The 14,996-nt window shown below is 58.7% G+C and carries 12 protein-coding genes; 2 read left to right on the forward strand and 10 right to left on the reverse strand.

Annotated features, from left to right (window positions below):
• Nucleotides 1–45 precede the first annotated feature (45 nt).
• Nucleotides 46–2,517, forward strand: a complete 2,472-nt coding sequence (gene plsB, locus ACTZWX_RS12345) for a glycerol-3-phosphate 1-O-acyltransferase PlsB (RefSeq protein WP_444714192.1) — start codon at nt 46–48, stop codon at nt 2,515–2,517.
• 29 nt (nt 2,518–2,546) lie between these two features.
• On the opposite strand, the gene ACTZWX_RS12350 is transcribed toward plsB, so the two are convergent.
• The 6 genes from ACTZWX_RS12350 to ppc all read right to left on the reverse strand — a co-directional run bounded on the left by ACTZWX_RS12350 (nt 2,547) and on the right by ppc (nt 9,542).
• Nucleotides 2,547–3,371 (reverse strand): class I SAM-dependent methyltransferase, encoded by an 825-nt coding sequence (locus ACTZWX_RS12350; protein ID WP_444714193.1) that lies wholly within the window; start codon nt 3,369–3,371, stop codon nt 2,547–2,549.
• Nucleotides 3,371–3,745, reverse strand: coding sequence for a UDP pyrophosphate phosphatase (locus tag ACTZWX_RS12355; RefSeq protein ID WP_444714194.1), 375 nt, complete (start codon nt 3,743–3,745; stop codon nt 3,371–3,373). Before ACTZWX_RS12355 ends, ACTZWX_RS12350 begins: the two co-directional genes overlap by 1 nt.
• A gap of 103 nt (nt 3,746–3,848) precedes the next feature.
• Entirely contained in the window at nt 3,849–4,553 is a 705-nt protein-coding gene (gene tsaB / locus ACTZWX_RS12360; protein WP_444714195.1) for a tRNA (adenosine(37)-N6)-threonylcarbamoyltransferase complex dimerization subunit type 1 TsaB, read from the reverse strand.
• 33 nt (nt 4,554–4,586) lie between these two features.
• On the reverse strand, nt 4,587–5,240 hold the full coding sequence (gene adk, locus ACTZWX_RS12365) for an adenylate kinase (RefSeq protein WP_061332267.1): 654 nt from the start codon (nt 5,238–5,240) through the stop codon (nt 4,587–4,589).
• 228 nt (nt 5,241–5,468) lie between these two features.
• Complete coding sequence (locus ACTZWX_RS12370; protein ID WP_444714196.1) at nt 5,469–6,839, reverse strand: HDOD domain-containing protein; 1,371 nt, start codon at nt 6,837–6,839, stop codon at nt 5,469–5,471.
• Nucleotides 6,840–6,896: 57 nt separating this feature from the next.
• A complete protein-coding gene (gene ppc, locus ACTZWX_RS12375) occupies nt 6,897–9,542 on the reverse strand; it encodes a phosphoenolpyruvate carboxylase (RefSeq protein WP_444714197.1) in 2,646 nt (881 codons plus the stop codon).
• Nucleotides 9,543–9,646: 104 nt separating this feature from the next.
• On the opposite strand from ppc, the gene ACTZWX_RS12380 reads away from it, so the two are divergent.
• On the forward strand, nt 9,647–9,880 hold the full coding sequence (locus ACTZWX_RS12380; protein WP_138437761.1) for a hypothetical protein: 234 nt from the start codon (nt 9,647–9,649) through the stop codon (nt 9,878–9,880).
• A gap of 80 nt (nt 9,881–9,960) precedes the next feature.
• Here ACTZWX_RS12380 and ACTZWX_RS12385 read toward each other — a convergent pair whose 3' ends face one another.
• From ACTZWX_RS12385 to rlmD, 4 genes are all read right to left on the reverse strand, one after another.
• The gene (locus ACTZWX_RS12385; RefSeq protein ID WP_061332269.1) at nt 9,961–10,305 is read right to left on the reverse strand and encodes a hypothetical protein; all 345 of its coding nucleotides are present in this window, start codon (nt 10,303–10,305) and stop codon (nt 9,961–9,963) included.
• A gap of 148 nt (nt 10,306–10,453) precedes the next feature.
• Nucleotides 10,454–11,293: a nucleoside triphosphate pyrophosphohydrolase gene (gene mazG / locus ACTZWX_RS12390; protein WP_444714198.1), complete on the reverse strand. Its 840-nt coding sequence runs from the start codon at nt 11,291–11,293 to the stop codon at nt 10,454–10,456.
• On the reverse strand, nt 11,290–13,527 hold the full coding sequence (relA, locus tag ACTZWX_RS12395; protein ID WP_444714199.1) for a GTP diphosphokinase: 2,238 nt from the start codon (nt 13,525–13,527) through the stop codon (nt 11,290–11,292). The genes mazG and relA overlap by 4 nt, the downstream gene beginning before the upstream one ends.
• A gap of 85 nt (nt 13,528–13,612) precedes the next feature.
• On the reverse strand, nt 13,613–14,956 hold the full coding sequence (gene rlmD, locus ACTZWX_RS12400) for a 23S rRNA (uracil(1939)-C(5))-methyltransferase RlmD (RefSeq protein ID WP_444714200.1): 1,344 nt from the start codon (nt 14,954–14,956) through the stop codon (nt 13,613–13,615).
• Between the last annotated feature and the right edge of the window lie 40 nt (nt 14,957–14,996).

The raw sequence follows: 14,996 nt of genomic DNA on the forward strand, positions 1-14,996 counted from the left end.
ACCCGTTAAACTTGGCGCCTGTTTCCAGTACCGGAGTAACATCTTATGCGACTTTATCAGGGCATTCGCAGCCTGATCCTGTCTCTTTTCCGCAAGATCCTGTTTTTATGGGTCAGGACCGATGTCAGCGGCAATACCTTGGAGGCCCTGGGGCTCGATCCGGACAAACCGGTGTGCTACGTGCTGCAATACAGCTCGTTGTCCAGCCGCCTGGTGCTTGAGCAAGAGGTCATCCATGCGCGCCTGCCCGGTGCAACCGACAGCCTGCCGGTAAAAAACGGGCCGGCCCACTCCTTTTTCTATCTGTACAAGCGCATTGGCGGGCCGTTCAGCGGCGGCCGGCAAACCCCGGTTCCCACCAAAGAGTTCACCGGCCTCGTACAGTTTGGCCTGGAGCATCCCGAGCAGGACGTACAGATTGTTCCTGTCTCATTGTTTTGGGGCCGTTCTCCGGATAAGGAGAAATCCCTGGTCAAGCTGTTGCTGTCAGACACCTGGTCGGTTGCCGGGCGGCTGCAGAAGTTCCTGATCATTCTGGTGCATGGTCGCAGCACCTATGTGCAGTTTAACCAGCCCCTGTCACTCAAGCAGGTGGTCGACGAATACCGGAACAACGAAGAAAAAGCCAAGCGGAAGCTGGCACGTATTCTGCGCACCCATTTCCGCCGGGTTCGCCAGGCGGTGCTGGGGCCGGATCTGTCGCACCGTCGCACCCTGGTGGAGGGCCTGGTACGCACCCAGGCTGTCAAGGAAGCGATACGGGAAACCGCCGCCAAAGACGATATCCCGCCTGAAAAGGTTCGCGCCAAAGCCTACAAATACGCGGACGAAATTGCCGCCAGCATGTCCATTGTGACCATCCGGTTCCTGGAACTGGCACTGGCCTGGCTCTGGAACCGCATCTACAACGGCATCGCCGTCAACAACATCAAGGTGGCCAAGGAAGTCGCCCAGGACCATGCGGTGGTCTATGTTCCCTGCCATCGTTCGCACATCGATTACCTGTTGCTGTCCTACGTGCTTTACAAGAACGGCCTGATGCCCCCCCACATTGCTGCCGGCATCAACCTGAACATGCCCATTGTTGGCCCAATCCTGCGCAGGGGCGGGGCTTTCTTCATGCGCCGCAGCTTCCGGGATAATCCCCTGTACGCCACGGTTTTCAACGAATACATGCACGTGATGTTCACCCGCGGCTACTCGGTGGAATACTTTGTCGAGGGTGGCCGCTCCCGCACCGGGCGCATGCTGCCACCACGTCCGGGCATGCTGTCGATGACCGTGCGCAGCTTCCTGCGGGATCACCGCAAACCCATCGTATTCGTGCCGGTTTACATCGGTTATGAGAAAGTGATGGAGGGCCGCTCCTACCTGGGCGAGCTGCGCGGTAAAAAGAAACAGAAGGAAAGCGTCTTCGGCTTGGCCAAGACGGCCCGGAAACTGACCAACTCGTTCGGCCGGGTAGCGGTGAACTTTGGTGACGCCATACCACTGGCCGATGTTCTGGACGAAGTCCATGACAGCTGGCGCAGCGAGGCTTACGACGCCGAGTACCGGCCCACGTGGCTCACCGAGGCGGTTGATGAACTGTCCAAGCGGGTAGCCAGCAACATCAACGCTTCTGTGGCGGTCAACCCGATTGGCATGACCGCCACCGTTTTACTGGGTACCGAGCGCCTGGCCATGGATGAGGGTCAACTGATCAGGCTGATGGACCAGTATGCCAACTTGCTCAGGGCCTACCCGTACGCCAACACCGTCACCTTGCCAGAGGGTTCTGCGCGGGACTGGGTTGCCTACTGTGAGAACATGGGGCTGATTACCCGCCAACCCCAGAAACTGGGCGATATCATTGCCCTGGAAGGCTCCAACGCCATTCTGATGACCTACTACCGCAACAACATCCAGCACCTGTTTGCACTGCCGGCGCTGATTGTCAGCCTGTTCGAGAACAAAACCAGCCTGCGCAGAGACAAGGTTCTGTTCCTTACCAGCGTTGCCTACCCTTACCTGCAGTCCGAACTGTTCCTGAAATTCGGGCAGGATGAAGTGGAATCGGTTATTAACAAGTGGATCGACGTTCTGATTGATCAGGGCCTGGTTATCCAACTGGATGACGAGCGCCTGGGTCGACCGGAGGAAGGCACCGAAGCCATGCTGCGGGCCCGCATCCTGTCCCGCTTTATCATCCAGACCCTTGAACGCTACCACATTACCCTGGGCATTCTGCGCAAGTATGGTTCGGGCAAACTGACCGCGGCGGAACTGGAAGAGCAAAGCACGCTGCTGGCCGAGCGGATGTCTATCCTGTTTGGTCTTAATGCGCCGGAATTCTTCGACAAAACCCTGTTCCGGAACTTCATCGCCAATATGCAGAAAACCGGGGTGCTGACCACCGACGACAACGGCCTGCTTTGTTACGGAGAAGGTCTGGATGAGGTGGCCGAAGATGCCCGGCTGGTGCTGAGCGTTGAAAAACGACAAGCCATTCAGCAGGTCACCATGCTGGATGCGTGAGTCTTTGAGGTCTGCCGGCCCGGGTTATCTCAGGCCGGCAGCGCCTTGATGGAATAGATATCGTAGCGGCTGCTTTTGCCTTCGAGCCGCGTAGTGGGCTCCGGCCCCGCCACCGCAGGCGCCTTCCGGGGGCGCTTCACAACCACCCGGTAACGAGCACAGGCCAGGGCTGCGGCAAGCAACTGTTCGGAATCGTCATCGTCTCCCACCACCTGCCGGAATACCTGCATTTCCTTTTTGACCAGGGCGGCTTTGTCCCGGTGGGGGAACATCGGGTCCAGATACACCACATCCGCCGCATCCCTGCCGGCGTTCTCAAGCCAGCCAATGGAACTGCCGGCCTCAAGCTGCATCTGAGCCACCAGGGGCGCGCAATCGATATTCAGTGCGGCCCTTGCCAGGCCATCTGCCAGCAAGGCATGGATCACCGGGTTGCGCTCCAGCAGGGTTAGCCGGCAACCGAGGCTGGCAAGCACGAACGCGTCCTGGCCGAGGCCGGCAGTGGCATCCAGTACATGAAGCTGGGCCCTTGTTTTCTGCAAACCAACCGCCCGGGCCACCAACTGGCCGGTACCGCCACCGTGCTCCCGGCGGTAGCCCATTTTGCCGGTCACAAACTCGGCCCGGACCGGCCCAGGTGCTCCTTTGCCCGTCAACTGCAGGGCAAGGCCTTCGTCGTCCATATACAGCAGCACCGGAAATTCCCGGACCTGTTTGGGTTTGACGACACCTAGCCAACGCAACCCCAGCTCGTCCGCCAGTTGTCGTGCAACCATCTGGTCACCCAGCGGGCTGCAACCAACGGCAACGGTCGCCGTCAGGGAGTGGCAAGTATCATGGGAAGGGTTTGGCATCAGACGAGAATGTCGATACCGGAAATAACCGAGCCGCCTTCAAATTCCTGCCCGGCGGCGGCCACACCGGCAAAGGTCGAAAGCGCTCTGGAGGCTGGCAAAGGCACCTCGTCGGCGCGAAATCGTTCAAGCCGGGCATCCTCAGCGGCCCTGCGGGCTTCAACGCGACGATCGGTCGCCTCACTAGACGTCTGGTTACCGGGAGCGGTATCCCGGCTTTGCTGGGGTGCATTCAGGTCACGACGAACCGACTCGGCACCGGGGGCCTGGGGAGAGGCGGCCGGGGACCTGGCGACATCGGTACGCTCTCGTGCCGGGCTGTTGTTACCCGTTTGAATCAGGGAGGAATTGGCCGGATTAATACCACCGATCATAATGCGCAACCACAGAAACGGTTCAAGTGTGTTACTGCATTATGGAAGAACCGGGGCCTCTTGGAAAGGCAGGCGGCAACATTTCTGATCAGAAAACGACCTTTCACGCACGGCCGGGCAGTTTCTTCCAGGCCACTTCATCCCGGATATAGACCGGCTGCGCCAGCTCCGCCGGCACCGCGATGCCATTGCGAAAATCCTGTTCTGCCAACCGGGCCACCATGGCGGCCCGGGGCACCAGGGTGTCATCCACCGCTCTGATCCGGCAGACCACCACTTCGGGCATATCGCCCTTTAATGTCCAGCCCTGGCCAGCACCAGTCCAGTTCGCCGATACGTCTGAGCCCGGCAGGCTCACCGCCCCGGGCGGGCAGACCCGCTCCTCGCCGATCAACACCGGCAACCCCTGCTGACACAGGAAGGCACCCCAGTAGACTTCGCCCATACGGGCGTCAAAGGCCACCGCAATGTGTTCACCATCAGCCAACTGGTGCTGCTCAATGGCGTCCAGGGCGACAGCCGCCAGCGACGACACCGGCACAACCGGTAAATTGAGCCCCCAGGAAAGCCCCTGGATCACCCCGGTCGCAATGCGCAAACCGGTGAAGGAGCCCGGGCCACGGGCAAAAGCCAGAGCGTCAAGATCTTTCGGGGAAAGCCCATGTTCGGCGAGCAGTTCGCGAACCATGGGCATTAACAGGCGGGTGTGGCCCCGTGGGGCCAGTTCAAACCGCTCGCTGATCTGGCCATCCAGCCATAGAGCGACGGAGCAGCCCTCAGAAGACGTATCCAGTGCTAAAAGCTTCACAGAATCAAGCCTCCCGGGCTACTCCCGTTCCGATTACTTAAGCTGGGACAGGATCTGGTCGCGGATACTGTCCAGGCTACCAATGCCTTCCACGCGCACGTACTTGGGCGCATCGGCAGGTGCCTTGCTGGCCCAGTCCTGGTAGAAACCAATCAGCGGCGCCGTTTGCTCGTGGTAGATGTTCAGGCGCTTGCGTACGGTTTCTTCCTTGTCGTCTTCACGCTGTACCAGCGGTTCGCCGGTCTCATCGTCCTTGCCCTCTACCTTGGGCGGATCGTATTTCACGTGATAGATACGGCCACTGCCTTCGTGCACACGACGGCCAGACAGACGACTGACAATTTCTTCGTCTTCAACGGCAATTTCCACCACGTAATCGATGGCAATACCCTGGTTCTTCAGCGCTTCGGCCTGGGGAATGGTGCGCGGGAAACCGTCCAGCAGGAAACCGTTCTTGCAATCCGGCTGCTGAATACGCTCGTCGATCAGGGCGATGATGATATCGTCAGACACCAGCCCACCGGAGGCCATCACTTCCTTGACCTGCTTGCCCAGTTCGGACTCGGCCTTGACGGCGGCACGGAGCATGTCGCCTGTGGAGATCTGGGGGATCTCGAAACGCTCGGTAATAAACTGAGCCTGAGTACCCTTTCCAGCGCCTGGCGCGCCTAACATGATGATTCTCATAACGTTGTGCTCCCGTTGTCTTATATTATCGTTTGAAAAGTTGCGGCAAAAACCGTCGCCTTTGCGACAACCTCTCAGGGGCTCCAGGCCCACTTGCTGGCGCGCCTGCCCAAAATTGAGGCAGCATTATACGAAGTCCGCCCCGACAGAGAAAGTCGACCTCCGTATCATGGTTGGAATTACCGGAAGACAGGGGGCTTCAGGCACAGAAGCCTGACGCCGTTTTGCTCAGGATGCAAGCGACGACGCCAGCACATCCAGGTCGGTTGCGACCGCCTGGATTTCTTCCTGAACCAGCTCCAGTGTTGCGGGCTCCAGGCCAAGCGCTTCTGTCAGTGCGGGGATATCATCCGGGTTGAACTCGTCGCCAATACCCTGCTCTTTCAGCAGTGCATTCGCCAGTTGGACCATCAAAACAAACTCTTCATGCTCACCATGATAACCCGGGTGCTGGTGCATGCCTGCCGCCTTGATGACCGGTTCCGGCAGTTGCCAGAGCCGATGCAGAATACCGCCAATGGCACCATGGCCAACCGCCAGGATATCCTGGCGCTCGCTATGGCCAAACACTTCCTGTTCCAGTGAATGCATGCTTGCTTCAGGGTTGATCTCCCGAAGAGCGTTCAGTTCCTGAAATTCAGAGGGGAGCAGGTGCCCCACCAGCAACAGGCCAAAGTTGTGCAACAGCCCGCACAGATACGCCAGCCCCTTGTCCCGGCCGGAGCGCGCCGCCAGACTTTGGCACAGGAAGGCACAATACAGTGAGTGACGCCAGAAATTATCCATACCCAGCATTCCACCCCCGGGCACATCAAAAGCCCTCACCGATGCAATACCCATGGCAATATGGGCGACCCGATCAAACCCCAGCACCCGGGTAACGGCCTCCTGAACCGAGTTGATCTGACCAGGGTAATTGAACAGTGCCGACCGTGCGTAGCGCATGATCTGGGCCGTCATGCTCGGGTCAAACTCAATCAGTTCCGCCAGCTCTCTGGCTGTGGCTTCCGTACTGGCGGTCAGGCGCAGAATCCGCAACGCCAGCGCCGGCATGGGCGGCAGACGATAGAGTTTCTGCAGTTTGTCAGCCACTTCGTCGAGGCTCAGTGCGCCACGGGAGCCATTACCCTGCCCCCGGATAACCAGATGCCCTTCCCGGGCACCCGCCAGTGCCAACCGGAACGAGCGGCCGTCCATCACAACCAGGGTATCGTTGGTGCCAGGTGAGAACACCACCTGGTCGGCGGTAGTGAGATCTTCGTCAATCAGCACCGGCAGGTCCCAGGCATTCCCCACCGGTGGCACGAATCCCGGCTCGCAGTCGCCAAACAGCCTTGCTGTCTGGCGCGCGGTTAGCGGCTGCAGGCGACGCCCGGTAAACTGATGCAGGGTGTCCATATCCAACGTACTGTCAAAGCGATGCACCGCCATGACCACACCATTGATGTCGATCAGCAGCGTGGGCTGGATAAAATCATGCTGGGGCTTGCCAGAGGCAAGAACCGCGGCATCGAGATTGCTTACCGGTGCAATGTCGATCTGCTGATAGCTGATACCCTTGCGGGCGAGGTAATGCGACAGTCGCTCTGACAGTGCCAACGGGGAAGACTCCTTTATCCGGTTCAGGGCTTTCCGGCCCCGGCGTTATTATGCACGTTAGCCCGTATTACGCATACCAGCGGCGATGCCCGCCATGGTGACTTTCAGCGCCCGCTCCACCATATCCGGCACCTCACCTTTGCCCTCACTCTCGCGGTCGCGTTTGAGCAATTCCGCCTGAAGGTAATGCAATGGGTCCGTGTAGGGGTTGCGCACTCTCATGGAATGGGCAAACACCGGTTCGCTCTCCAACAGGGCTTGCTGATCCTTGAGCTCCAGCACACGCTCGATACAGCCGTTCAGCCGTTCCCTGAGGCTACCCCCAAGGGCCCTGAGGCTTTCATCTTCCACCAGGGTCTGCTCGTAATAGCTGGCAATGCGCAGGTCGGCTTTGGCCAGCACCATTTCCAGCATGTCGACATAGGTGCGGAAAAACGGCCAGCCCCGCATCATCTCACGCAGCTCTGGCAGGCGCTGATGCCGGGCGGCTTCCTCCAGGGCCACATCGCTGCCCAGCCAACTGGGCAGCATCAGGCGCATTTGGGTCCAGGCAAAAATCCAGGGAATGGCTCGCAAACTCTCCACGCCACCGGTGGCTTTCCGGCGCGCCGGTCGACTGCCCAGGGCCAGCTTACCCAGCGCCGTTTCGGGTGTAACCTGGCGAAAATAAGGCACGAAATCCGGATTCTCCCTTACCACTTCCCGGTAAGATTTGAGGGAACGCTCAGTCAGCCAGTCCATCATCTCGCGCCAGCTGTCCTCGGGATGTGGCGGTGGCGCTAGGGTCGCCTCAATGACGGCAGTGGTGTACAGGGTAAGGCTTTGTACCGCCAGCCGGGGCAAACCGAACTTGAATCGGATCATTTCCCCCTGCTCGGTAATCCGGAAACTGCCGTTCACCGATCCCGGCGGTTGCGACAGAATCGCCCGGTTTGCCGGGCCGCCACCACGGCCCACCGTGCCGCCGCGACCGTGGAACAGGGTCAGGTGCACGCCATATTGGCGGGCCACCTGGGTGAGTTTTTCCTGCGCCTGGTACTGGGCCCAGGCTGCCATCAGCTGGCCGGCGTCCTTGGACGAGTCCGAATAGCCAATCATCACCTCCTGGCGGCCCTGACAGTACTCGCGGTACCAATCAACCTGATACAGGGCAGCCATGCTTTCTGGTGCACCCTGAAGATCGCTGAGGGTTTCAAACAAAGGCACCACACGCATCGGGAACTTCATTCCCGCTTCCCGCAACAACAGGATCACGTTCAATACATCTGAAGGCTTGCTGGCCATGGAGATAACGTAGGAACCCAGCGCTTCCGGGGTCTGACCCGCCACCACCTCGCAGGTAGCCAGCACTTCCCTGACTGACTCTGAGGGTTCCCAGTTGCGGGGCACCAGTGGCCGGCGGCCTTGCAGCTCGCGCAGCAGGAATGCCTGCCGGTCGTCTTCCGACCAGGACAGATAGTCTCCCAGCCCCAGGTAATCCACCATCTCTGCCACCGCCTCCGCATGCCGGGAAGCCTCCTGCCGGATATCCAGGCGAATCAGCGGCAGTCCGAATGTGTGAGCACGGCGAATGGTGTCCAACAGCGGGCCGTTGGCAATTTGCTCCAGGCCGCAATCCATCAGTGATCGATAACACAGCTCCAGGGGAGCCGTCAGGTCTTCGTTCTCAAACAGGATACCGGTCTCGTCCGCTACGTGGCCTTTAACGCCGGCCTCGGCCCAGTCTCGGGTACGGACCAGGCGCTCCCGCAACTCGGCCAGTACCTGACGATAGGGTTCCCGGCAATCACCAACCCGCGCCCTCAGTTCATCACTGGCCTGCCACATGGATAACTCGGCCCTCAGAGCCTGAATATCCCGCAGGTAAAGATCGGCAGCCATCCAGCGGCCCAGCAGGAAGACCTGACGAGTCACATCGTGAGTCACGTTCGGGTTACCGTCTCGGTCCCCTCCCATCCAGGAGGCAATACGAATCGGGGAATTCTGCAGGGGCAGGCCTTTGCCCGTTGCATCAGAAAGTGACTGGTCCAGGCTTCGAAGGAATCTGGGCAATGCCTGCCAGAGGCTGTTCTCGATGACCGCAAAGCCCCACTTGGCCTCGTCCACAGCCGTCGGCCGCTCATGGCGGATTTCGTCGGTGTGCCAGGCCTCAGTAATCAGCTGTGACAGGCGGGCCACAATCTCATCACGCTCCGCCGGCATCAGATCGTCGTGGTCGAGCCGGGCCAGGCAATCCGACATTTCATCGTATTTCAGAATCAGGGTACGGCGGGCAACTTCTGTCGGGTGGGCAGTCAGCACAAACTCAATCCGCAGGTCAGCCACCCGCTGATGCAATTCCTCAGGATCAACGCCCCCGGATTTCAATCGCTCGAAGACCTCACCCAGGGACTCCACCATCAGGTCGGAAGGGTGGCTCTGCTTACGGCGAATGCCATGGTACTGCTCGGCCAGGTTCGCCAAGTTGAGAAACTGGTTGAAGGCGCGGGTGACCGGCAACAGTTCATCGTCACTCAGTTGCCCCAGGAGTGTTACCAGGCGCTGCCCGGAGCCACTCTCCTGCCGACGGTCAGCTTTGGCCGCAGCCCGAATCTCCTCAATCCGCTCGTAGCAGTCCTGCCCGGGAAAACGCTGGATGCTCTGGCCCAGTAATTCGCCCAGCAGACGCACATTTTCTCGCAGATCGGGGTGCAGTTCGGTCACGTTGAGTTCCCTCTGAATTGACGGAGACGAAGTAAACTTACGATACTAAGGATCCGTTCGAAAAGTCTATTGGCGATTCAATCCCCTCGCCCCAAGGAGCCACCATGAAAGTGACCGATTTGCCCCAGCACTGGGAACAGGAAAAACAGGCGATGGAACGTACACACGAATACAATCTGCGCCTGCCCCTTGAAGACGCCGCCCGGGTAGCCGCGCTGGCGGAACTCTATCCAGATCGCAGCGAAAGCGAGATTCTCAATGACATGATTGCCGCTGCACTGGACGACCTGATTACTCAGGGTCCGCTGAAGGATCGCCTGGCAGACAAGGGAAAGTAATATAGATGAGCAGACATCAACCCAAGCGCACGGCGCCTGGGTTGATGGAAACCCGGTGGTGAGCTGAATCGGTACTGGCGTCAGGCCACCGATTCAAGCTGACGGGCTTTAATCCGCTTGATATGCTTCTGGCTCAGGGCTACAAACCGCGGAGTCAGCCCCTGGTCTTCGTAGATCTCAAAACCATCCTCATCATAAGCAACCACTTTGTCGCCCTGAACGTAGGGAAAGCTGGTTTCCAGCTCATCAAGCGCAGCGGAGATCAGATCACGCATCAGGTCTTGAGAGGATTTCATCGGGTACATCGCTGCCACTTTCTGCAACAGCTCGTGATGCTGGTCAGACAACGATAGGTACGCGGCATCACGAGTGAGCCGACCACGACCGTGCTTGTCCCAATGCTTGACCAGATCTTTGATTTTCATGGTGCCTTCACCCCTGCATCTTATCTGACGGTACAGCGCACCGATATGGTGCAAGCCGTACTAGAAGTGTAGACGAAGAATGACATTTCAGTGACTGAAAATTGGTAACGGATTGTACTTATCGGCTACTGTTCCGAGGCACGGACCGTTAACGGTTTTCAACCCCCTTTACCTTCTGCCATATGGCATCCAGCGCTTCAAGGGACTCCTCATCCAGATCACGCCCCTCACTTTCCAGCACCGCTTCGATCGCCCGAAAACGTGCGTCGAATTTGCGATTCGTTCGGTTAAGGGCCTGCTCAGGATCCACTTTCATGAATCGTGCCAAATTCACGCACACGAACAGCAGATCACCCAGTTCATCCTCGACCGCATCCTGGTCGCCACTATCATTCTGGGCGGCCTGCCATGCGTCTTTCAGCTCATCGATCTCCTCGTGAAGCTTGTCGAAGACCGGGCCAATCTCAGGCCAGTCAAAGCCATGGCGCGAAGCCCGGCGCTGCAATTTTTCGGCACGGGCCATGGCCGGCAGGGTTCGTGCAATGCCATCCAGGCGGCTGACCGAAGACTCAACAACAGGTTTCTCGGCCCGCTCCTCCGCCTTGATACGCTCCCAGCTCTCCTTGATCCAGGCTTCGCTGGGACGGTTGCTCGGGTCAATGCGGCTTTCCAGAGTGCCTTCCGGGAAGACATGGGGATGCCGGCGAATCAGTTTGCGGACCAGGTGATCAACGATGCTATCGAAATCGAAATGCCCTTCCTCACGCCCCATCTGAGCGTAGAAGATCACCTGGAACAGCAGGTCTCCCAGCTCATCCTTCAGGTGCGGGTAATCCGCCTGTTCAATGGCGTCGGCCACTTCGTAGGCTTCTTCTATTGTGTGGGGCACGATGCTGGCGAACGTCTGCCGGGTGTCCCAGGGGCAGCCCGTGTCTGGCTCCCGGAGCCGGGCCATCAGGGTTTTCAGGTCATCAATGGAATAGCTCATCCGCGCTTTCGCCTTACGTCGATGATGTTCGGCAGGTTGCGAATCTGGGCCAGCAACCGCGCCAACTGTTCCAGGCTGGAGATTTCCACCGTCACCCTCATGGTAGCGATGTTCTCATCCTTGTTGGTCAAGGTATTCAGGGCCAGCACGTCACTGCGGGATGACGACAACACATGGGTTATATCCCGCAACAGCCCCGAGCGATCGTAAGCTTCGATTTCGATATCGACAGGGTACACAGAGGCAGGCTTGCCACCCCAGTTCACCTCGATGATCCGGTTGGGCTCGAATTCCCTCAGGCTGAGGAAGGTCAGGCAGTCCTGTCGGTGCACGGTGACACCGCGCCCAACCGTGATATATCCGCCAATCGCATCGCCCGGTAGCGGCTTGCAGCACTTGGCCACCTGGGTCTTGAGTTTGCCCACACCCAGAATCTGGATGTCTGACTCGGTGTCATAATCCTTCTTGCGGGCAGTGGTCAGCTTCAGGTCGAGCTGTTCAGACTTCGGCTCCAGCATCTGCTGCGCCACGTTCGCCACGTGCGCAGGCCGCAAATCGCCGGCCCCAATGGCGGCGAACATATCGTCTGGCGAGTGGTAATTCACCTTTTTGGCCAAATCCCCCAGATCAACATCGTACAGCGACAAACGCTTGAATTCGTCTTCCAAGATAGCGTGGCCGTCTGTGATATTACGGTCACGATTCTGTTGCTTGAACCAGTGGGTAACCTTTGCCCTGGCCCGGGATGTCTGGATATAGCCCAGGCTTGGGTTCAGCCAGTCCCGGCTCGGCGCCGGGTTGTTGGAGGTGAGGATAAATACCTGGTCGCCGGTTTTCAGCGGATAGGTCAGAGGAACGATCCGGCTGTTCACCCGGGCACCCCGGCAGGCGTGACCGATTTCGGTGTGTACCCGATAAGCGAAATCCACCGGTGTGGCACCCTGGGGCAGGTCGACCACGTGGCCCTCGGGGGTGAAGACATAAACCCGGTCCGAGGCGACGTCTGACTTCAGGTGATCAGCCAAACCAGACAAGTCGCCCAACTCTTCCTGCCACTCCAGCACCTGCCGCAGCCAGTTGATCTTGGCGTCGTAACCGGTGGACTTGTTGTTCTTGTCGGTGCCCTTGTACAACCAATGGGCACAAACACCTAACTCAGCTTCCTCGTGCATGGCATGGGTGCGGATCTGCACTTCCATCACCTTGCCTTCGGGGCCGATCACCGCGGTATGGAGCGACTGGTAGCCGTTCTCCTTGGGGTTGGCGATGTAGTCGTCAAACTCGTTGGGAATATGCCGCCACAAGGTGTGAACAATGCCCAGAGCGGCATAGCAGTCCCGCACTTCCGGCACCAGGATGCGCACCGCACGGACATCATAGACCTGGGAAAAGTCGATACCCTTGCGGCGCATTTTGCGCCAGATACTGTAGATATGCTTGGCCCGGCCGGAGAGTTCACCCTTGATACCGGAGGCCTGAAGTTCAGTTTGCAGGGTCTCGATTACTCGCCGGATATAGCCTTCACGGTCCAGCCGCTTTTCATCCAGCAGCTTGGCGATCTTCTTGTACGCTGAGCTGTGCAGGTACCGGAAAGACAGGTCTTCCAGCTCCCATTTGATATGACCAATACCCAACCGGTGTGCGAGGGGCGCGTAGATATCGAAGACTTCCCTGGCCACCCGCATGCGCTTCTCTTCCGGCGCATCCTTGACGGCCCGAATCGCACAGGTCCGCTCGGCCAGTTTGATCAACGCAACCCGGACGTCGTCAATCATGGTAACCAGCATTTTCCGGACATTGTCGAGTTGCCCTTCACTCTGGCCCAGCACATTGCCCTTGAGCGGGTGGTGCACCGACGAAATGGCTGCCATCTGCTGCACACCATTGATCAGCCCGGCGACTTCGTCACCGAATTCCTTGCGGATCTCTTCCAGGGGTATCCGCTCTTCACGCACGGCCCGGTACAACACCGCAGCCACCAGACTGGCCTGGTCCAGATGCAGTTCGGCCAGCACCTGTGCCATTTCCAGACCAGTACGGAAACTGCTGGAGCCCGGCGCCCAGAGGCGATCCTCTCTGAATGCCTGCATGGCAATGCTGGCCGCTTTTTCACAGGCCTGCCGGAGCTGCTCCGGATTATCCAGGTGCGTCTGTTCAGCGATGTGGCGAACACAACGATCAATGTCGATTTCGCCATCACCAGTGACCGAATAATCTTCCCGAACTTTTACCATAGCAGAGGCATACCCGCTGATTTTCCGGTTACCCGGGTCGCGATCCTGGCGACCCGGCATCTGACTGTCGACTGATCAGTCAGAGTCATTCACGCTCAAAAAGAGCAATGGATTCGACATGGGTGGTGTGGGGGAACATATCCATCACACCTGCGCGCACCAGGCGATAACCGTTGCGCACCATGACGCCGGCATCTCTTGCCAGAGTGGCCGGATTACACGAAACATAGACAATTCTGCTGGCCCCGAACGCCGTGAGGTACTTGCAGATGTCTTCCGCGCCGGACCGGGGCGGGTCAATCAAAATCTTGTCGAACCCCTCTTTGGCCCAGCTTTGCCAGGTAAAGTCACCGTGCAGATCGGCTCCGAAGAACTCCACATTATCCAGACCATTGAGCTGTGCGTTCTCGCGGCCACGCACAACCATGGCATCATCGCCTTCGACGCCAACCACCTGGCCACCTTTGCGGGCCAACGGCAGGGTAAAGTTACCCAGGCCACAGAACAGATCCAATACCCGCTCGCCGGGCTGAACATCCAGCCACTCCACGGCTCGATGAACCATATTCTGATTGATACCGGCATTGACCTGTGTGAAGTCCATCGGATGGTACTTCATGGTCAGATCAAACTCGTCCAGGCTGTAGCTCAGGCGCTCACCATCACGACCGGACGATTCCGGCCAGATGCGGTGCACCGTATCCGGGCCCTTGGGCTGCAGATAGATATGCAAGTCATGGGCCTGACCAAAGGCAATCAGTTTTTCCCGATCTTCGGGAACCAGTTCGTCCATATTACGGAACACCATGGCCGCCACATCATCACCACAGGCCACTTCTACCTGGGCAATCCGGTCGAAAGCCACCATGCCATGCAGCAGTTCCCGCAGGGGCTTGATGCGATCACCAATGCGCGGGTCCAGCACTACACAACGGTCAATATCCGTCAGGAAACTGTTACGCTTTTCCCGGAATCCTACCAGCACCGACTCCCGGGCCTTCACATAGCGCACACCCAGGCGGGCTTTGCGACGATAGCCAAGGGTAGCGGGTGAGCGCATGGGTTCAACCCACTCCTGGGGTTCGATGCCTCCAAAATGGGCAAAATGCTCCCTCAGCGTGTCTTCCTTGAACCGAATCTGAGCATCGGCGCTCATGTGCTGGAGGCTGCAGCCACCACAAAGGTCAGCAAAATCACAGGGCGGTTGCTGGCGGTCTGGAGCCGCTTCCAGAACCTCCAGGGTACGCAGTTCATCAAACTTGCTGCGGGTGCTGACCACCTTTGCCATCACCGTTTCACCCGGCAGAGCGCCGTCCACAAACTGGACTTTACCTTCGGCCCGGGCAATGCCCCGGCCGTCGTGGCCAAGGGTCTCAATTTCACAACGCACCGGTTCCTGGGGCAGAACCTTGCGGCGACGCTTACTCATAGGGGTTAATCTCTCTTGTGTAGCCGGCTTGGATGACCGG

Source organism: Marinobacter sp. NSM (genome assembly GCF_052380025.1).
Lineage (GTDB): Bacteria > Pseudomonadota > Gammaproteobacteria > Pseudomonadales > Oleiphilaceae > Marinobacter.

Bases quoted from the DNA above. Each gene is read 5' to 3' on its own strand.
- ACTZWX_RS12355 (WP_444714194.1), bottom strand. From the start codon at position 3,745: ATGATCGGTGGTATTAATCCGGCCAATTCCTCCCTGATTCAAACGGGT.
- adk (WP_061332267.1), bottom strand. From the start codon at position 5,240: ATGAGAATCATCATGTTAGGCGCGCCAGGCGCTGGAAAGGGTACTCAG.
- ACTZWX_RS12385 (WP_061332269.1), bottom strand. From the start codon at position 10,305: ATGAAAATCAAAGATCTGGTCAAGCATTGGGACAAGCACGGTCGTGGT.
- ACTZWX_RS12350 (WP_444714193.1), bottom strand. From the start codon at position 3,371: ATGCCAAACCCTTCCCATGATACTTGCCACTCCCTGACGGCGACCGTT.
- rlmD (WP_444714200.1), bottom strand. From the start codon at position 14,956: ATGAGTAAGCGTCGCCGCAAGGTTCTGCCCCAGGAACCGGTGCGTTGT.
- plsB (WP_444714192.1), top strand. From the start codon at position 46: ATGCGACTTTATCAGGGCATTCGCAGCCTGATCCTGTCTCTTTTCCGC.
- ACTZWX_RS12380 (WP_138437761.1), top strand. From the start codon at position 9,647: ATGAAAGTGACCGATTTGCCCCAGCACTGGGAACAGGAAAAACAGGCG.
- relA (WP_444714199.1), bottom strand. From the start codon at position 13,527: ATGGTAAAAGTTCGGGAAGATTATTCGGTCACTGGTGATGGCGAAATC.
- mazG (WP_444714198.1), bottom strand. From the start codon at position 11,293: ATGAGCTATTCCATTGATGACCTGAAAACCCTGATGGCCCGGCTCCGG.